Annotated in this window: 18 protein-coding genes; 4 read left to right on the top strand and 14 right to left on the bottom strand. The window is 64.9% G+C overall.

Annotated elements, in window-relative coordinates:
* Positions 1 to 3: 3 nt before the first annotated feature.
* Entirely contained in the window at positions 4 to 1,911 is a 1,908-nt protein-coding gene (locus tag EJ071_RS01645) for a propionyl-CoA synthetase (protein ID WP_126096513.1), read from the bottom strand.
* A gap of 515 nt (positions 1,912 to 2,426) precedes the next feature.
* Between EJ071_RS01645 and EJ071_RS01640 the strand changes: the two genes are divergently transcribed.
* The 4 genes from EJ071_RS01640 to EJ071_RS01625 all read left to right on the top strand — a co-directional run bounded on the left by EJ071_RS01640 (position 2,427) and on the right by EJ071_RS01625 (position 4,376).
* Positions 2,427 to 2,522 carry a putative RiPP precursor gene (locus EJ071_RS01640; protein ID WP_126096512.1) on the top strand — a complete coding sequence of 32 codons (96 nt, stop codon included), beginning with the start codon at positions 2,427 to 2,429 and terminating at the stop codon, positions 2,520 to 2,522.
* Positions 2,523 to 2,668: 146 nt separating this feature from the next.
* Positions 2,669 to 2,956: a PqqD family protein gene (locus tag EJ071_RS01635; RefSeq protein ID WP_126096511.1), complete on the top strand. Its 288-nt coding sequence runs from the start codon at positions 2,669 to 2,671 to the stop codon at positions 2,954 to 2,956.
* Positions 2,956 to 3,390, top strand: a complete 435-nt coding sequence (locus EJ071_RS01630) for a lasso peptide biosynthesis B2 protein (protein WP_126096510.1) — start codon at positions 2,956 to 2,958, stop codon at positions 3,388 to 3,390. The genes EJ071_RS01635 and EJ071_RS01630 overlap by 1 nt, the downstream gene beginning before the upstream one ends.
* Positions 3,387 to 4,376: a serine kinase gene (locus EJ071_RS01625; RefSeq protein WP_126096509.1), complete on the top strand. Its 990-nt coding sequence runs from the start codon at positions 3,387 to 3,389 to the stop codon at positions 4,374 to 4,376. The genes EJ071_RS01630 and EJ071_RS01625 overlap by 4 nt, the downstream gene beginning before the upstream one ends.
* Positions 4,377 to 4,531: 155 nt before the next feature.
* Here EJ071_RS01625 and EJ071_RS01620 read toward each other — a convergent pair whose 3' ends face one another.
* The 13 genes from EJ071_RS01620 to EJ071_RS01560 all read right to left on the bottom strand — a co-directional run bounded on the left by EJ071_RS01620 (position 4,532) and on the right by EJ071_RS01560 (position 16,386).
* The gene (locus EJ071_RS01620; RefSeq protein WP_126096508.1) at positions 4,532 to 5,551 is read right to left on the bottom strand and encodes a nucleotidyltransferase family protein; all 1,020 of its coding nucleotides are present in this window, start codon (positions 5,549 to 5,551) and stop codon (positions 4,532 to 4,534) included.
* A gap of 275 nt (positions 5,552 to 5,826) precedes the next feature.
* The gene (dhaK, locus tag EJ071_RS01615; protein WP_126096507.1) at positions 5,827 to 6,813 is read right to left on the bottom strand and encodes a dihydroxyacetone kinase subunit DhaK; all 987 of its coding nucleotides are present in this window, start codon (positions 6,811 to 6,813) and stop codon (positions 5,827 to 5,829) included.
* A 79-nt stretch (positions 6,814 to 6,892) separates the two neighbouring features.
* Entirely contained in the window at positions 6,893 to 7,324 is a 432-nt protein-coding gene (locus EJ071_RS01610; protein ID WP_245460149.1) for a hypothetical protein, read from the bottom strand.
* 7 nt (positions 7,325 to 7,331) lie between these two features.
* A complete protein-coding gene (gene ptsP / locus EJ071_RS01605; protein WP_189521397.1) occupies positions 7,332 to 8,906 on the bottom strand; it encodes a phosphoenolpyruvate--protein phosphotransferase in 1,575 nt (524 codons plus the stop codon).
* Positions 8,907 to 8,947: 41 nt separating this feature from the next.
* Positions 8,948 to 9,250 (bottom strand): HPr family phosphocarrier protein, encoded by a 303-nt coding sequence (locus EJ071_RS01600; protein ID WP_126096505.1) that lies wholly within the window; start codon positions 9,248 to 9,250, stop codon positions 8,948 to 8,950.
* A 19-nt stretch (positions 9,251 to 9,269) separates the two neighbouring features.
* Positions 9,270 to 9,659 carry a dihydroxyacetone kinase phosphoryl donor subunit DhaM gene (gene dhaM / locus EJ071_RS01595; protein ID WP_095817697.1) on the bottom strand — a complete coding sequence of 130 codons (390 nt, stop codon included), beginning with the start codon at positions 9,657 to 9,659 and terminating at the stop codon, positions 9,270 to 9,272.
* Positions 9,659 to 10,258, bottom strand: coding sequence for a dihydroxyacetone kinase subunit DhaL (gene dhaL, locus EJ071_RS01590; protein ID WP_126096504.1), 600 nt, complete (start codon positions 10,256 to 10,258; stop codon positions 9,659 to 9,661). Before dhaL ends, dhaM begins: the two co-directional genes overlap by 1 nt.
* A 10-nt stretch (positions 10,259 to 10,268) precedes the next feature.
* The gene (locus EJ071_RS01585) at positions 10,269 to 11,906 is read right to left on the bottom strand and encodes a dihydroxyacetone kinase subunit DhaK (RefSeq protein WP_126096503.1); all 1,638 of its coding nucleotides are present in this window, start codon (positions 11,904 to 11,906) and stop codon (positions 10,269 to 10,271) included.
* Between the two features lie 49 nt (positions 11,907 to 11,955).
* Entirely contained in the window at positions 11,956 to 12,969 is a 1,014-nt protein-coding gene (locus EJ071_RS01580; RefSeq protein WP_126096502.1) for an ABC transporter ATP-binding protein, read from the bottom strand.
* Positions 12,962 to 14,068: an ABC transporter ATP-binding protein gene (locus EJ071_RS01575; protein ID WP_126096501.1), complete on the bottom strand. Its 1,107-nt coding sequence runs from the start codon at positions 14,066 to 14,068 to the stop codon at positions 12,962 to 12,964. The genes EJ071_RS01580 and EJ071_RS01575 overlap by 8 nt, the downstream gene beginning before the upstream one ends.
* Before the next feature lie 2 nt (positions 14,069 to 14,070).
* Positions 14,071 to 14,274, bottom strand: a complete 204-nt coding sequence (locus tag EJ071_RS01570; RefSeq protein WP_126096500.1) for a hypothetical protein — start codon at positions 14,272 to 14,274, stop codon at positions 14,071 to 14,073.
* 217 nt (positions 14,275 to 14,491) lie between these two features.
* Positions 14,492 to 15,442 carry a carbohydrate ABC transporter permease gene (locus EJ071_RS01565; RefSeq protein ID WP_126096499.1) on the bottom strand — a complete coding sequence of 317 codons (951 nt, stop codon included), beginning with the start codon at positions 15,440 to 15,442 and terminating at the stop codon, positions 14,492 to 14,494.
* Complete coding sequence (locus EJ071_RS01560) at positions 15,439 to 16,386, bottom strand: sugar ABC transporter permease (RefSeq protein WP_126096498.1); 948 nt, start codon at positions 16,384 to 16,386, stop codon at positions 15,439 to 15,441. Before EJ071_RS01560 ends, EJ071_RS01565 begins: the two co-directional genes overlap by 4 nt.
* Between the last annotated feature and the right edge of the window lie 79 nt (positions 16,387 to 16,465).

The raw sequence follows: 16,465 nt of genomic DNA, 5'->3' as shown, positions 1-16,465 counted from the left end.
GGTTTAAAGCCCGATGCCTCGGTTCTCCAGCGCCGCCGTGATCTCGTCGAGGATGGCAGGATCGTCGATGGTCGCCGGCATAGTCCATTCCTCCTTGTCGGCGATCTTCTGCATCGTGCCGCGCAGGATCTTGCCGGAGCGCGTCTTCGGCAGCCGCTTGATCGTCACCACCGTCTTGAAGGCGGCGACCGGGCCGATCCGTTCGCGCACCAGGCCCACCACCTCGCTTTCGATGGCACCGGTGTCGCGCGACACACCTGCGTTGAGCACGACGAAGCCGAGCGGCACCTGGCCCTTCATCGCGTCGGCGATGCCGATCACCGCACATTCGGCGACATCGGGATGCGCGGCCAGCACCTCCTCCATCGCGCCGGTCGAAAGCCGGTGGCCGGCCACATTGATGATGTCGTCGGTGCGGGCCATGACATAGAGATAGCCGTCCTCGTCCATCATGCCGGCGTCGGCCGTCTTGTAGAAACCGGGGAACTCCTCGAGGTAAGCCTGGCGGAAGCGGGCGTCGGCATTCCAGAGCGTCGGCAGGCAGCCCGCCGGCAGCGGCAGCTTGACCACGACATTGCCGAGCGTGCCGCGCGCCACCTCATGGCCGGCATCGTCGAGAATGCGGATGTCGTAGCCGGGCATCGGCACGCCGGGCGAGCCGTATTTCACCGGCAAAAGCCCGAGCCCGGCCGGGTTGATCGTCATCGGCGAGCCGGTCTCGGTCTGCCACCAATGGTCGATCACCGGACGGTCGAGCTTCTGCTCCGCCCATTTGATGGTTTCCGGATCGGCGCGCTCGCCGGCGAGGAACAGCGTGCGGAATTTCGACAAATCGTATTTCGGCACGAACTCGCCGCTCGGATCCTGCCCCTTGATGGCGCGGAAAGCCGTCGGCGCCGTGAACAGCGCCACCACGCCATGCTCCGAGATCACCCGCCAGTAGGTTCCGGCGTCCGGCGTGCCGATCGGTTTGCCTTCGAAGAGCACGCTGGTGCAACCGTGCAGCAGCGGCCCGTAGACGATATAGGAATGGCCGACCACCCAGCCGACGTCGGAAGCCGCCCAGAACACCTCGCCCGGCTTGACGCCGAACTCATTGTCCATAGTCCACTTCAGCGCGACCATATGGCCGCCATTGTCTCGCACGATGCCCTTCGGCTGCCCGGTCGTGCCGGAGGTGTAGATGATGTAGAGCGGGTCGGTGGCCAAGACCGACACGCAGTCGACATTGGCGCCCGCCGCCCGCTCGCGAGCAACCGCGTCGGCATAGTCGAAATCGTAATTGTCCCTCATCTCGCAGCGCAGCTGCTCGCGCTGCAGGATGAGGCAGGCGTCGGGCTTGTGCCTCGACATCTCGATCGCCTTGTCGAGCAGCGGCTTGTAGGCGACAACGCGTCCAGGCTCCAGGCCGCAGGACGCGGTAATGATCAGCTTCGGCTTGGCGTCGTCGATGCGGGTGGCGAGCTCGTGCGAGGCGAAGCCGCCGAACACCACCGAATGCACGGCGCCGATGCGGGCCGAGGCGAGCATGGCAATGGCCGCCTCCGCCACCATCGGCATGTAGATGATGACGCGGTCGCCCTTGCCGATGCCGCGATGCCTCAGCACCGAGGCCAACGCGACGACCTCGCGCTTCAACTCCGCATAGGTGAATTTGCGTACCGTGCCGGTGATCGCGCTGTCATGGATCAGCGCCAGCTGGTCGGCGCGGCCGCCCGCCACATGGCGGTCGATGGCGTTGAAGCATGTGTTGCAGGTGGCGCCGGTGAACCAGCGGCCATAGACGCCGGCCGTCGGATCGAAAACGCTTTCGGCCGGCGAATACCAGTCGATTGCCTTGGCCGCCTCGGCCCAGAACCCTACGGGGTCGCGTTTCCAGCCCTCATAGACCTCGTGGTAGCGTGACGCCATCAAGCTTCCTCCCCAGGAACGATTTGCCGTGTTGCAATAGACTAATGCATGGTCGCGCAAAAGTGTGCAGCGGTTTTGCGAAAACGACATGCATAAAACAAAGACTTAAAGCGCGTCGCCTGAATCCGCCTCAGTGCGACGCGCTTTAAGCCGCTTCTCGCGGCCATGTCTTCCTGCATTTTGGTCGACGCAACTTGGCGAATTTCTCCTGGCGGCGCTTCCACTTCGAGCGCCGTTCCGCCGGTGGCGGACTGAATGGGCTTAGAGCGGCAGTGCCGCTAGCATCAGCCCGACGCCGCCGGCGATCAAAATGGCGGCCGCCAATGCCTTCCGATGGCGCTCGAAAGCCGTAGGAGCCCGGTCCCAATTGTAACGCATACTGTGCACTCCCCCAAAAAGCCCCGGCGCACTCATAGCTTACTCGAGGGAAGGATGGCAACCCTGACGGGAACCCGCCGCCTTGACAGGAACCGCTCGGCATTCTTCTGCCGTGGATTGTTCTCGGGGATTTTTTGATGAAGAGAACCTACGAAAAGCCGGTGTTGATGAAGCGCCAGAAGCTGTCGAACGTTGTTGCCACCGCGACCGGTTCGATCGGCCCGGCCGGCTGACACCTGACGGTCTGCTTGGTCTGGATGCGGGTATTCTTCGCGACGCTCGTGAGAAGGTGCGGCCGACCGCGTTGCTGATTTGTCATCCGCCGATGGACAGCGCCTTTATGCCGCGCTAATTGCACTTCGGCAAAGGGAGCGGGCGCATGGTCGAAATCGCCTCTGAAACGGTTCTCCGAATGGCGGACGACGCCTCGGTGCAGCATGTCGGCGACGGCGCCGTCGTGTTGCTGGCGCGCAGCGGCCAGCTCTACACCTGCAACGGCACCACCGAGGCCTTCCTCGACAAGGTCGACGGCACCCGTAATCTCGATCAGATCGTCGATCTGCTGTCGGACGAATTCGAGGTCGACAAGGCGACGCTCGGCGACGACATGACGGCGCTGGCCGCCGAGCTCGTGGCCGAAGGCATCCTCGCCGACCCGGACGCGTGATGGCCGACGGACCGTTCCTGCGCGCCCTGTTCCGAGCCCATTTGTGGCTCAGCGCCCGGCTGATGCCGCTGCTGATCGGCCAGCGCGACTTCGAGACGGTGCTGAAATGGGCGCCGCTCGACGCGCCTACGCCCTATCAGGGCCTGACGTCGTCCTACATCGTTACCCGCGTCAACCGCACGGTCCGGCATCCCTGGCTGATGCGCGACCGCAGATGCCTGCGGGAAGGGCTGCTCGGCTTCCGCTTCCTGCGCATGGCCGGCTTCGACCCCGAACTGCGCTTCGGCGTCGATTCGAAATCGATGCACGCGCCGCGACTGTCGGCGCATTGCTGGGTCTGCCTCGACGGCAAGCCGGTGGTCAGCGACAGCCTTCCCGGCATGGTTGAGATCTATCGCCACCATGCGGATGCGGCGAAGGCGCGCGCTGCTTGACCGGTGCAGCAACCACCTTCTGCTATGACCTCAACGGTCAGGTCATCAAGGTATCGGCATCGCGACCCGAGCTTTGGCCGAGCTTCGACCTGATGCTAGGCACCATGCGTGTCAGCGAACCCGTCCAACCTGGCTTTCGCATCAATATCCTCGAAACGCCGGCGCTGTCCGAAAAGCCCGAAGGGAAGCTCGCCTTCGATGGCGAGGTGCCGCTGGATGGCCATTGCCGGGTAATTGACGGCGCAGACATCGTCCATCTGATCTTCCCCGGCCTGCAGATGGCCTCGGTCCATGCTGACGAAGGCTGGGCCGAAATCCGCGTTCACCCCGACAGCAAGGTCAAATGGACGCTGCTGATGATGGTGCTGGATGCCGCGCTAGATGCCGGCGGACAGCACATGCTCCATACCGCTGGCCTGACGCTTCCCGGCCGCGAGGCACTCGTGCTGATCCATGCGCCGAGCGGCACCGGTAAGTCGACGACGTCCATGGCGTTGGCATCGCAAGGCTTTGGCCTTTGCTCGGATGATGTGATGATCCTCAGCACGACGCCAGGCGGCACCGCAGCCTGGGGCATGCCGCGCAAGGTGAAGATCCATCGCAACACCGCGACGATGCTGCCATTTCTCTCTCCCTGCCTTGGCGACACCTGGGACGCCGAGGGCGAGCAGGCCGTCTCGCTGGACCGTCTCGGCGAGATCATCCGCATCGAAGATGTTCGTTCCAGACCGGTCGCGGCGCTTCTGCACCTCGCGCGCTCGGCCGACGGCCAGACCCGGCTCACCCCCATGGCCAGGACCGACGCCATGGTTGCGCTTGCCACCGACAACGTGAGGACCGGCATGACCGGCTTGCTGCCGATGCAGAAGCGGCGGATGGCGACGATTGCGGCGCTGGTGAAAGCGGTTCCGACATTCACCCTGGAAGTCGGCGCGAGGCCGGCAGATGCGGCGGCGCTGATCCGCGCCGTGCTGGATCGGGCTTAGTTCCGAATACCGCGGCGATTAGCGGAAACGCCTGTCATTGCCGTGATGTGCCGAAAAATCCGAAACGCTGGCGGGACAGCACCCCCTCTGAGGGGGGTGTGACGGAACGCGGCGCCACAGTACCTTTCCTGATCACCGAAAATCATTGCAGCCACTCACGCCGGGTAGGGTCTCGCCCGCGCCAGCCGCTGCACCCAACGAAAAGCGTCGCGGCTGAGGCGCGAGCGCATCTTGTCGCGGGAATTGACCCTAAGCAGCATGTTGCCGGTGATCAGCCATTTGGCGAGCCGTATCGACAGATCGGGCTTGATGCGGTTGGCAAGCTCGACCGCGTGCGGCTCGCCGAACAAGCGCCCAGTCACGTTGAGCACCGTCGCCAGTTCAAGCTCGATGCCGGTCATGCGCGCTGCCTCGAGCAGCCGCGCTTCCGCCTCTGGCGATTGCAGCGCACGCACCCCCTGCAGCACGTCGACACAGAGCTGCAGCCGGTGGAATTTGTGGCCGCCGGCGGCGTGAACGATGGCGATGGTGAGTAGAGACGCCGGCGTATCGGTCTCGCCGCCATCGATGACCTGCAACTCACGAAAGCCGAGAGACAGCCGCCTGCGCATGCCGGTATCGTGCACCAGATTGCCGTGCAGCTCGATCAGCAGGCTGGAGTTCTCCTTCTCCAGCCATTTGAATTCCTGCAACTCATGCGATTGGGCCTCACCGCTGGCCAGCTCGAAGCCGCATGCGGCGATCACGCCGTTGGCCGCGCCGATGCTGTTTGGATCGACCAGGATGTCGATGTCGGTGAACGGCCGGTCGGCGGCATGGCGGTAGAGTTTTCGCGCGAAGACCGGACCCTTGACGATGCGGGCCGCAACGCCCTTCGCCGCCAGCGCCTTCATGATGCGGTCGCCGTGATATTGCAGCAGCATCGATTGCCCGGTCGCGATCGTCGCCTGGTCGCGCAGCTCGGAGAGCCTCTGCCGCAAGGCCGTATCTTCCGGCAGGTTGGCGTCGCCGATTTCCCGAAGCTTGCGCAGCATGATCGGCAGCACGCCGTGGAACTCGGCATTGGCGAGCAGCGCCATAAGGGGCCCGGCTGACAGCGCCCCGGTTACCTGAGCCTGGGGGTCGGCAAAGGATAGCAACAGCTTTTCATCGGCAGGCGAAAGGGGTGGCAGCATGAACCCGGTCGAAGCGTAGGCACTAACAGACAATACTGCGAATATGTCTGCGGAAAAAGCATCGTGGAAAGCGGCGTAAGCCGGCGGAACCGGCCGCGAATTGACTTTGCGAGGGGTTTTCCTTCATTCTTGACTTGGATTCGGAGGGTGATGAAATGACCAGGAAGAAGTACGAGGCGCCTATCCTGCGCAAGGCTGGAAAGCTGTCCAGCGTCGTGGCCGGTGCGCCGTCAAAGGCGGTTTAACGTTACGCGGCTTCGGTCTGGCTGGAGCCGCTACATTCCCCAGCGCAGCGCCGCCGTGTGAACCGGCGCGTCCCACAGCACCGTCATTTCGTTGTCCAGCATGGTCAGCGTGATCGAGCAGCCGGCCATGTCGAGCGACGTCACATAGGAGCCGACCAGAGAGCGGATCACCCTCACGCCGCTCCTCTCGAAGATTTTGCGTGCGCTGTTGTACATCAAATAAAGCTCCATCGACGGCGTGCCGCCGAAGCCGTTGACGAACAACAGCGCTGGTCCTTTTGCGCGCTCGCCGAGGTCGCCGACGATCGCCGCGCAAACCTCCTCGGCGATGGCGTCGGCGCTCTTCAGCGCATCGCGCCGTCGGCCGGGCTCGCCATGGATGCCGACGCCGAACTCCATCTCGTTGTCGCCGATTTCGAAAGTCGGCCTGCCCGCCGCAGGCACCGTGCAGCTGGTCAGCGCCACGCCCATCGAGCGCGTCGCGCCGTTGACGCGATCGCCAAGCGCCTTGAGCTCGGGCAGGGCCATGCCTTGCTCGGCCGCGGCGCCGACGATCTTTTCCACCACCAGCGTGCCGGCAACCCCGCGCCGGCCGGTCGTGTAGGACGAATTCTCGACCGCGACGTCGTCATTGGTCACCACCTGCAGCACGCCTTCCGACATTTCGGCCGCCATGTCGAAATTCATCACATCGCCTTCGTAGTTCTTGACGATGAACAGGCAGCCGGCGCCGGTGTCTACTGCCTGCACCGCCGCCAGCATCTGATCCGGCGTCGGCGAGGTGAAGACCTGGCCGGGGCAGGCGGCATCCAGCATGCCGTGGCCGACCAGCCCGCCATGCAGCGGCTCGTGGCCGGAGCCGCCGCCGGAGATCAACGCCACCTTGCCCGGCTTGAGTGCCTTGCGGCGGACGAACTTGTGCTCGTCGCCGAGCGCGAGGATGTCGGAATGGGCGGCGACGAAGCCGTCGAGGCTTTCGGTTAGGACCGTGTCCACTGAATTCAGAAACTTCTTCATGGCCGTCCTCCCGAATGGTCCTTGATCTATGCAATTCCCAACGGAAAACCGCTGCACAGTGTTCCTGGAATTGCTGTAGTCAGCCGCTGCCCTTGCCGGCGATGCTGGTTATCTTCTGGATGAATTCGTTGATCGCCCGGTCGAGCGCCGCGTTCTGCTTGTCGTCGCCGAAGTCGGGCACGATGAGCGAGACGTGGCGCGTCTTGCGCGGACCCGAAGCCGCCGGCAGCTTGCCGGGATGCGCCTGGTGATAGGCGGCCAGGAACTGGTCGCGCTCGGCCGGGCTGAAATGGCAGACGGAAAAGATGGACGGCAAATGCTTCGACGGGATCGGGATCGAGTAGGCCGGGCTCGAGATCTGCGTGACGAAGCTGCGATGCTTGCCGAGCGCATCGGCGAGCCGCTGGCGCATGCCCGACGGCCGCTGGTCGATGACCTGCGACAGGATCGTCTTGTAGGCGCGGATCGCGTCTTCCGAGCCGGCTTCCTGCATCTTGGCTGCCTTGGCCATGCCGCGCTTACACCGAGACGTCCGCGATGGCCGCCTTGGCCATGGCGAGCTGCGCCGGCGCGACCGAAAGATCGCGCAGGCCCGCCTCGAGCAGCGCCGGAATGGCGGCCGGATCGCCGCCCGCATCGCCGCAAAGGCTGACCGGAATCCCTTTCTCCAGTCCGAAGGCGGCGACCGAAGCGATCAGCCGCACGACGGCCGGGTGACGGACCGAATTGAGATACCCGACGGCGGCATTGTCGCGTGCCGCCGCCATCACATATTGGGTCAGGTCGTTGGAGCCGATCGAGAAGAAGGCGACGTCGGCGAAGGCTTCCGGCGCGATGGCGACAGACGGCACCTCGACCATGATGCCGAGTGGCGGCAGCTTGTGCGTAACACCGCGCGTCGCGAGAGCGGCCTGCTCTTCGGCGAACAGCGCTGCGGCTTGGCTGTACTCGTCAGACGTGGCGACCATCGGAAACATCACCTTCAGATTGCCGTGTATGGCGGCACGCAGCAATGCCCGGATTTGCACCCGGAATATCTCGCGCCGCGCCAGCGACAGCCTGATGCCGCGCAGGCCGAGAAACGGGTTGGTTTCCTCGACGGTGAAGCCGGGAACCGGCTTGTCGCCGCCGGCATCGACGGTGCGGATGGTCACCGGTTTTTCTCCGGCCCACTCCAGCACCTTGCGATAGGCTTGGTACTGCGTTTCCTCGTCCGGCAGCATCCTGCCGAACAGGAACTCCGTCCGCATCAGGCCGACACCGTCGCAGGTATCGATGTCGATGCCGTCGACATCGGAAGGATAGGCGATGTTCACCTGCACCCGCACGGGGGTGCCGGCTTTGGTCACCGCCGGCTGGGTGAGAAAAATCAGCGCCTTGCCCTGGCGCGCCGCGAAGGAGGAGGACGACTGCCGGAAAGCCTCGATCTCCGCCGGCGAGGGCGAAACCACGATGGCGCCATGCTCGGCGTCGAGCAGTGCGTTCCCCGCGGGTTTATCCGCTGAAGTGCCAAGCCCCACCACCATCGGCACACCGCGCGAACGCGCCAGCATGGCGACATGGCTGGCCGAACTGCCGGCCTTGAGCGCGATGCCGCCGCCTCTGCTCCAGTCGGTTTCGAGGAAGCGCGTCGGCGCGATGTCCGTGCCGTAGAGGATGGCGCCGGGGGGTGCCGCCATATCGCTGTCCTCGCTCAGCGCCCGCAGCACCTGGTCGCGGATGTCGCGCAGGTCGGCGGCACGCGCCCGGAAATAGTCCTGGTCGGACGCCTCGTAGCCGGCGATCTCGGCGTCCAGCGCCTGCCGCCAGGCCATATCGGCCGGCTGCCCGGAATCGATAGCCGCGAAGGCCGGACCGCTCAGCGCGTCGTCCTCCAGCATGGCGATGTGGAATTCGAGAATGCCGGCGGCGTCCGCATCGGCGGTTTCAGTAAGCAACGTCAGCCGGCTCACCGCCTTGCCGATCGCCGCCTTCAGCGCTACGTTTTCCTCGGCCGCGCTTGCCTTGCCTCTATAGAGAGCCGGGGGCTGGTCGAGGTCGAATAGCGGACCCTCGGCATAGCCGGCCGAGGCGGGAATGCCCTCAATCCGCATGGCCCGCATTCCTTGCGGGTTCGAGGCCATATTCGTCGGTCTCAAGCGGACCGGGCATGGTCCCTGTCCTCGTCGAAGTCCCGCTGCACCAGGTCGACCAGCGCGCCGACCGCTTCCTCAGCGCCGTCACCTCTCGCCCTGATATGCAGCACGGTTCCCTTCGGCGCCTTGGCCGCCATCACCTTGACGATGCTCTTGGCGTCGAACCAGGGACCGTTGGCGGCGACGGCCACTTCCACCTCGGCCGCGAACGATTTGGCGAGCTTGGTGAACTTCACCGAAGGGCGCGCGTGCAGGCCCACATCGTGGGTGATCAGAACCGTGGCTTCGGCGGATGCGGACATTCAGTCGGTTCCCGTTCATTCACGACGGCGACAATTCATGCGCCGTCGCCACCACTTCCTTGAGCGAGGCGCCGCCGGAAGATTCCGTCGCCGCCATCACCGCGCCCTCGACGATCGGCGCGTTGCAGACGATGATCTTATGCGAGCGCGGCTCGCCGATCATCTCGACCGCCATCTCGCTGTTGGTTTCGGCGCCGCCGAGATCGACCAGGATGGCGACGCCCGCTTCCGACCAGGCCTTGTCGATTGCGCCCATGATCGCCTCGACGCTGGTTCCGAGCCCGCCATGGCCGTTTCCGCCGCACCATGCAAGCGGCACTTCGTCGCCGACCATCTGGCGCACCATGTCGGCCGTGCCTTCGGCGACCAGCGGCGAATGCGATACGATGACGATGCCGACATTGCTCATCAGCGATCCTCGACGGTTTCAGCGACTGCGCGCACCAGCAGCGCGGTCGAGCGCGCTCCGGCGTCCATATGCCCGATCGAGCGCTCTCCAAGGAAGGAGGCCCGCCCGCGCAGGGCCTTCATCGGCACGGTGGCGTCCGCCGCCTTGTCGGCGACATCGGCGATCTCGCTACCCGTCTTGCCTTGCGCCAGCGCCTCATACACCGGTTGCAGCACGTCGAGCATGGTTTTTTGTCCGGGCTGCGATTTGCCGCGCGCCGAAACCGCCTCGATCGCCTTGCTGAGCGCCGTCGTCAGCGCGGCGCGGTCCGGTGCCGCGGGCAATTCCTTGCCGAGCGCCATGAACAGCGTCCCGAACAACGGACCGGAAGCACCGCCCACGGTCATCACCAGCTTGGTGCCGACTGCCTTCAGCGCGTCCGGCAGCGGTTTTGCCGCGATTGTGTCCTTTTCGGCGCGCACTGCCTCGAAGCCGCGCTTCATGTTCAGCCCATGGTCGCCGTCGCCGATCGCCTGGTCGAGCGCGGTCAGCTCGTCGGCATGCGCCGCGATCGTATTCGCCGCCGCGACGATCAAGCTGGAGAAATCGGATGCGGCCATTGCTCGTCCTTCATGCCGGGGCGAACGTGGCCGCCACGGCCGCGAACACTTCCGCCACCGCAAAGGCGCCCGGATCCGCTATGTCAAGCTGCCGGCCGATATAGGCGGAACGGCCAGCCTTTGCCTTCCGCATCGCGGCGGTCGCCTCAGCGCCATGCCGAGCCGCTCCGGTTGCGGCCTCCAGCCCGCCTGTGTCGAGCGCCTTGAGCGCCGGCTCCAGCGCATCGACCATGGTGCGGTCGCCGATCTTCGCGCCGCCGTAAAAGACCATCCGGTCGAGGCCGGCGATCAGCGCCTTGCCGAGCGGCGCGCCGCCGCCGAGCGCCTGCGCCGCAGCCGTGAAGAAGATCGACAGAAGCACGCCGCTGGAACCGCCCATCGAGGTGCCGAGTGTGTCGCCGATCGCGGCGAGCGTCGCGGCCTTGTCGGCAAGCGGCAGCGTGTCGATACGGTCGAGCACGCCGCGTGCGCCTGTCGCTACTGTCGACCCGGTGTCGCCGTCGCCGGTCTTGGCATCGAGGCCGTTCAGCGCTTCTTCGAGCGAGATCAGTTTCTCGCAAACGGCGGTGATCAGCCGCTCGGCATCGGCGTTGCGGCTCGCTGCCTTTATGTTGCGACTGCCGGGCTTGGCCATCACCACAACGACCGGCGCGCGAACCGGCTTCGCCGGCAGCCAGGCATGCGGGTCGACCGGCGCCAGCAGCGCCGCCTCGCGTTCGGTATCCAGCTTGATAAGCGACAGGGAAAAGCCGTTCATGTTGAGCGCAGTCATCAGATGCCCGGGACCCATCGTCATCGTCACTGACTTGGCCAGCGGCGAGGATAGCACCGCATTGGCGATGAGCGACATTTCGAGCGGCGGCACCGATCCGAGATTGTTGATCAGCAAGGCGTAACGGCTGCCGGCATCGAGCCGCGCGGCGAGGCGTTCGGCCATGATGGTGACCAGCTTGCCGGCGCTTTGCATCGCGATCCGCTCGACGCCGGGCTCGCCATGGATGCCGAGACCGAGCTCGCCGTCGTCGGCGCCGAAGCGGTCTTCATGCGTTTGTCCCGGGAGTGAGCAGGAAGAGAGCGAGATGCCGAGCGAAACGATATCCTTCGCCGCTGCGCGGGCCGAGGCGGCGACCGATGCCAGGTCATGGCCGGTCTCGGAGAGATGCCCGGCGATCTTGTGCACGAACAGCGTGCCGGCGACGCCGCGCGGCTGGGCGATGTCAGGGAGCGCGATGTCGTCGCCGACGATGACCATCTCGACCGCAAAACCTTCGGCGCGCGCCTTCTCCGCGGCCAGCCCGAAATTGAGCCGGTCGCCGGTATAGTTCTTGACGATCAGCAGGCAGCCGGCCGGACCGGTCGTCGCGCGGATCGCCGCCAGCACCGCCTCGACGCTGGGCGAGGCGAAGATCTCGCCGGAGACTGCCGCCGTCAGCATGCCGGCGCCGACGAAACCTGCATGCGAAGGCTCGTGCCCGGCGCCGCCGCCGGAGACGACGGCGACCTTCATCTTGTCCCAGTCGGCGCGCAGCACGACCTTGACTTCGGGATAGCCGTCGAGGCGCGCCAGCGTGCCGGAGCCTGCGGTCGCAAGAAAACCGTCCAGCGCTTCGGTGACGATTGAGTCCTTGCGGTTGAAAAAGTGCTTCATGGATTCGTCCAGTCCGTATCTGCGGTCGTCAAAAAGATGTGTATGCCGGCTACATCAGCCTTTGCCCATCCGAGCCGAAATAAAGCGGCGAACGGTAGCGGATCGTCACCCTGTCCCCCTTTTCGAGCGGCGTGTCGGGATCGGTCAGCGTCACCAGCCTCTTCGGTCCGACCGTCACATGCAGATGGTTCTGATCGCCGAGATGCTCGACCCAGTCGACGACGCCGTCGGCATGACCGTTTGCCGCCTTCTCGATCGACAGGTGCTCGGTGCGTGCGCCGATGGTCGTGGTTCCCGACGGCGCGCCGCCGTCGGGCAGCAGCCCGGCCGGCAACAGATTGATCGCCGGCTGGCCAAGCCGGGCCGCGACATGAAGGTTAGCCGGCTCCGAATAGATGGCGCGCGGCGTGCCGATCTGCACCAGCACGCCATCGGCCAGGATGCCGATGCGGTCGGCCATGGTCATCGCCTCGATCTGGTCGTGCGTGACATAGAGCATGGTGGCGCCGAGCTCCGACTGGATGCGCTTCAGCTCCAGCCTGAGATCGGCGCGCAGCTTGGCGTCGAGCGACGACAGCGGCTCGTCCATCAGGTAGATGGCGGGTTTCCGCACCAAAGCGCGGCCGATGGCGACGCGCTGCATCTCGCCGCCCGACAACCTCGTCGAGCGGTTGCCGAGCTTGTGGTCGATGCGCACCATCCGCGCCACCTCTTCGACCCTGCGACGCACCGCCTCTTCCGGGAAGCGCCGCGCCGGCGAACGCAGCGGGAAGGCGAGGTTGTCGTAGACCGAAAGATGCGGATAGAGCGAATATTGCTGGAAGACGAAAGCCGTGTCGCGCTCGGCCGGCGACAGTCCCGTCGCGTCGTGGCCGCCAATGCGGATCGTGCCGCTGTCCGGCCGCTCCAGCCCGGCGATCAGCCGCAGAGTCGTCGTCTTGCCCGCGCCGGTCGGGCCGAGCAGCACGACGAATTCGCCGTCCTTGATCTGCAAGTCGAGATCGTTGACAGCGACCGTGTCGCCAAAACTCTTAGTCACACCCTGGACGTGGACGTCAGCCATGGCGCACCTCCGCTGCCTGATCGTGCATGGCGGTTTTCACAGCGCGTCCAGTGCCTTTCTCGAACAGCGACAGCCGCGCGCTGCTCAAAGCAAGCCCCACCTGTTCGCCCGGGTTCAGATGGATGCCGGCCGGCACCCGGGCCTTGATGATGCCGTCCGCCGTCTCCACCGCGACGATCTGCGTGGTGCCGAGATATTCGGTGCCGTAGATCGCGCCGCGCAGCTTCGAGGCGTCGTCGAAGCGGATGTGCTCGGGCCGGATGCCCAGCGCCATGTCGGCGGGTGCTACGTCCTCGCGCACCTCCGGCACCGTCACCTTGGCGCCCTGCACGACGATCTCCTTCGCGCCCCTGGCGAGCCCGCCGCCGAAGCGCAAAAAGTTCATCGGCGGCGAGCCGATGAAGTCGGCGACGAACATCGTTGCCGGCCGGTCGTAGATCTCGCGCGGGCTGCCGAACTGCTCGATCACGCCGTGGTTCATCACAGCTATCTTGTCGGCCATCGACATCGCTTCCATTTGGTCATGCGTGACATAGACCGTCGTGGCGTGGATGCGGTTGTGCAGCTCGCGCAGCTCATGCACCATCAAATCGCGGAATTCGGTGTCCAGGGTCCCAAGCGGCTCGTCCATCAGGAAGCACTTTGGGCGCCGCACGATGGCGCGGCCGAGCGCGACGCGCTGGCGGTCGCCGCCGGCAAGGCCGGAGACCGACTTGTCGAGGAGATGATCGATGCGCAAGAGCCGAGCCGTTTCCTCGACGCGCGCGCGGATCTCGGCCGACGGCATGCCCTGCGCCAGCAGCGGGAAGCCGATGTTCTTGCGCACATTCATGTGCGGATAGAGCGCGAAGAGCTGGAAGACGAAGGCGATGTCGCGCTCGCGGGCGCGGCGCATGGTGACGTCCTCGCCGCCGAGCAGGATCTTGCCGCCCGTCGGCAGCTCGAGGCCGGCGATCATTCGGAGCGTCGTCGTCTTGCCGCAGCCCGAAGGCCCGAGCATGACGAAGAACTCGCCGTCCTCGACGACGAAGTTGGAATCCTGCACGGCGACGAACTCGCCGAAGGCTTTCCTCAGGTTCTGAACACGGATCTCGGCCATGGCTATACCGGAAATTTCGAGACGATGATGAACATGGCCGTGCCGGCGAGCATGGTGACGAAGGAATAGCTGTAGAGCGACAGCGCGAAGGGCTGGAACAGCATCAGGAAGCCGATGGCGATCAGCGCCGTGGCGATGTTTTCCATCAAGCCGCGCCTTGCCCAACGAGGCCAAGAAGAGCGCTTGGAGACGACAGAGCGGTTCATGCGTTCCTCCCGTCCTTATCCCCGTTTACGGGGAGAGATGGTTGCCAGGTGGTTCCCCCACTCCGTCGCTGCTTCGCAGCGCCACCTCTCCCCCCTCCGGAGGGAGAGGAAGGGAGCCTGGCTGAATGAAGTTCGCGCCCTTCCTCTCCCCCGTCGATCGGGGGACAGGTGTCGAGCGAAGCTTGACGGAGTGGGGGTCGACTTATTCCCACACTAGTCATTTGCGCACCGCGCCGAAGGTGATGCCGCGCAGCAATTGCTTGCGGAGCAGGATGGTGAAGACCAGTATCGGCACCAGGAAGATCGTCGTGCCGGCCGCCACCGCCGGCCAGTCCTGGCCGCCTTCGCCTATGATGGTCGGGATGAAGGGCGGCGCGGTCTGCGCCGTGCCTGAAGTGAGCAGGGCGGCGAAGGCATATTCGTTCCAGGCGAAGATCAGGCAGAAGATGGCGGTCGCGGCTATGCCTGTGGTCGCCTGCGGCAGCACGGTGCGCCAGAAGGCCTGCAGCCTGGTATAGCCGTCGATCATCGCCGCCTCTTCATACTCGCGCGGGATCTCGTCGATGAAGCCCTTGAGCAGCCAGACGGCTAAAGAGACGTTGACCGCGGTGTAGAGCAGGATCATGCCGAGCGCGGTGTCGGAAAGGCCGAGCTCGCGGTACATCAGGTAGATCGGGATCGCGACCGCGATCGGCGGCATGAAGCGCGTCGACAGGATGAAGAACAGAAGATCGTCTGCCAGAGGCACCTTGAAGCGCGAGAAGCCATAGGCCGAGAGCGTGCCGAGGAACACCGCGCAGAAGGTCGAGCCGAAGGCGATGATCAGCGAGTTGACGAAGCGCGGCAGGAAGTTCGACGGTCCGGCGATTACCATGTTGCGCTTGCGCACCGTCTCGTCGCAGAAACCGGTCGCCGGTCCGAGCGCGTTGATGTATTCCGGTGTCTGCCTGGTGCGGGTGGTGAACAGGTTGCAATAGCCCTCGATGCTCGGCTGAAACACGATCTTCGGCGGATAGGCGATCGAATCCGGCGGCGTCTTGAAGCTGGTGGCGAAGATCCAGAGCAGCGGCACGATCGAGATCAGCGCGTAGCCGACGACGAGCGCCCCGGCGAGCCGTTTCGAGTTCGACGACGGCGCGACGACGGAATGGGCGGTGGTCAGGCTCATCTCTGCTTCACCTTGTTGAGCGCCTTGACGTAGATGTTGGCGAGACCGAACACCGCGACGAACAGGATGATGGCGAAGGCCGAGGAATAGCCGGTGCGCCAGCTCTCGAAGGCCTGCCGCTTCAGCGTGATCGACGCGACCTCGGTGGTCGAGCCCGGCCCGCCGCCGGTGAGCAGGTTCACCATGTCGAACATCTTGAAGTTCTCGATGCCGCGGAACAGCACCGCCAGCATGATGAAGGGCAGCGCCATCGGCAGCGTGATCGACCAGAATTGCCGCCAGTTGGAGGCGCGGTCGACCTCGGCCGCTTCGTAGATGTATTCGGGGATCGAGCGCAGGCCGGCGAGGCAGATCAGCATCACGTAAGGCGTCCACATCCAGGTGTCGACGATGATGATCGCCCATGGCGCCAGCTCGACATTGGACAGCATCTGCACATTCGTCGGCGGGATGCCGGTGAGGAAGGAGACCGCATAGGCGAACAGCCCGATCTGCGGCTCGTAGAGGAAGCGCCAGAAATTGCCGACCACCGCCGGCGACAACATCATCGGTACCAGGATGATGGTCGTCCAGAAGGCGTGGCCGCGGAATTTTCTGTCGATCAGCCAGGCCAGCGTGAAGCCGATCACCGTCTGCAAAAGGATCGTCCAGAAGACGAAATGCGCCGTCGTCTGCATGGCGATCCAGATGTCCTGGTCGCCGAGGATGCGCCGGTAGTTGGCGAGCCCGAGATTCTTCACCGCCTCGTTGGGGCGATTGGCGCGGTAATTGGTGAAGGAGAGATAGATCGCCCAGAACAGCGGAAAGATGTTGATGGCCAAAAGCAACAGGATCGTCGGCGAGATGAACAGCCAGGCGAGGCCCTTGTCGCTGATGCCCCGGATCTTCCTGGCCAACGGCTCCGGCGTCGCCCGGGCAACGTTGTCCGCAGTCCGATTGAGCATGGTTAGTCCTGCATCGGTCACTGGTCAGTCTCGGCGATGGAATTTATCTGAACTGCGTCCCGTGCCAAGGGCGGCACGG

The sequence above is a fragment of the Mesorhizobium sp. M1B.F.Ca.ET.045.04.1.1 genome (assembly GCF_003952465.1).
Classification (GTDB): domain Bacteria; phylum Pseudomonadota; class Alphaproteobacteria; order Rhizobiales; family Rhizobiaceae; genus Mesorhizobium; species Mesorhizobium shonense.
The sequence above is the reverse complement of the archived record's forward strand: the minus strand, read 5'-3'. Positions and strand labels throughout refer to the sequence as shown.

Excerpts from the sequence above, each read along its gene's own strand:
- EJ071_RS01610 (WP_245460149.1), bottom strand. The coding sequence starts at position 7,324 with ATGGCCAAGGCAGCCAAGATGCAGGAAGCCGGCTCGGAAGACGCGATC.
- EJ071_RS01585 (WP_126096503.1), bottom strand. The coding sequence starts at position 11,906 with ATGAAGCACTTTTTCAACCGCAAGGACTCAATCGTCACCGAAGCGCTG.
- EJ071_RS01565 (WP_126096499.1), bottom strand. The coding sequence starts at position 15,442 with ATGAGCCTGACCACCGCCCATTCCGTCGTCGCGCCGTCGTCGAACTCG.
- EJ071_RS01570 (WP_126096500.1), bottom strand. The coding sequence starts at position 14,274 with ATGAACCGCTCTGTCGTCTCCAAGCGCTCTTCTTGGCCTCGTTGGGCA.
- EJ071_RS01600 (WP_126096505.1), bottom strand. The coding sequence starts at position 9,250 with ATGTCCGCATCCGCCGAAGCCACGGTTCTGATCACCCACGATGTGGGC.
- EJ071_RS01575 (WP_126096501.1), bottom strand. The coding sequence starts at position 14,068 with ATGGCCGAGATCCGTGTTCAGAACCTGAGGAAAGCCTTCGGCGAGTTC.
- EJ071_RS01645 (WP_126096513.1), bottom strand. The coding sequence starts at position 1,911 with ATGGCGTCACGCTACCACGAGGTCTATGAGGGCTGGAAACGCGACCCC.
- EJ071_RS01580 (WP_126096502.1), bottom strand. The coding sequence starts at position 12,969 with ATGGCTGACGTCCACGTCCAGGGTGTGACTAAGAGTTTTGGCGACACG.
- EJ071_RS01620 (WP_126096508.1), bottom strand. The coding sequence starts at position 5,551 with ATGCTGCCACCCCTTTCGCCTGCCGATGAAAAGCTGTTGCTATCCTTT.
- EJ071_RS01630 (WP_126096510.1), top strand. The coding sequence starts at position 2,956 with ATGGCCGACGGACCGTTCCTGCGCGCCCTGTTCCGAGCCCATTTGTGG.
- dhaL (WP_126096504.1), bottom strand. The coding sequence starts at position 10,258 with ATGGCCGCATCCGATTTCTCCAGCTTGATCGTCGCGGCGGCGAATACG.
- EJ071_RS01635 (WP_126096511.1), top strand. The coding sequence starts at position 2,669 with ATGGTCGAAATCGCCTCTGAAACGGTTCTCCGAATGGCGGACGACGCC.
- dhaM (WP_095817697.1), bottom strand. The coding sequence starts at position 9,659 with ATGAGCAATGTCGGCATCGTCATCGTATCGCATTCGCCGCTGGTCGCC.
- ptsP (WP_189521397.1), bottom strand. The coding sequence starts at position 8,906 with ATGCGGATTGAGGGCATTCCCGCCTCGGCCGGCTATGCCGAGGGTCCG.
- dhaK (WP_126096507.1), bottom strand. The coding sequence starts at position 6,813 with ATGAAGAAGTTTCTGAATTCAGTGGACACGGTCCTAACCGAAAGCCTC.
- EJ071_RS01640 (WP_126096512.1), top strand. The coding sequence starts at position 2,427 with ATGAAGAGAACCTACGAAAAGCCGGTGTTGATGAAGCGCCAGAAGCTG.
- EJ071_RS01560 (WP_126096498.1), bottom strand. The coding sequence starts at position 16,386 with ATGCTCAATCGGACTGCGGACAACGTTGCCCGGGCGACGCCGGAGCCG.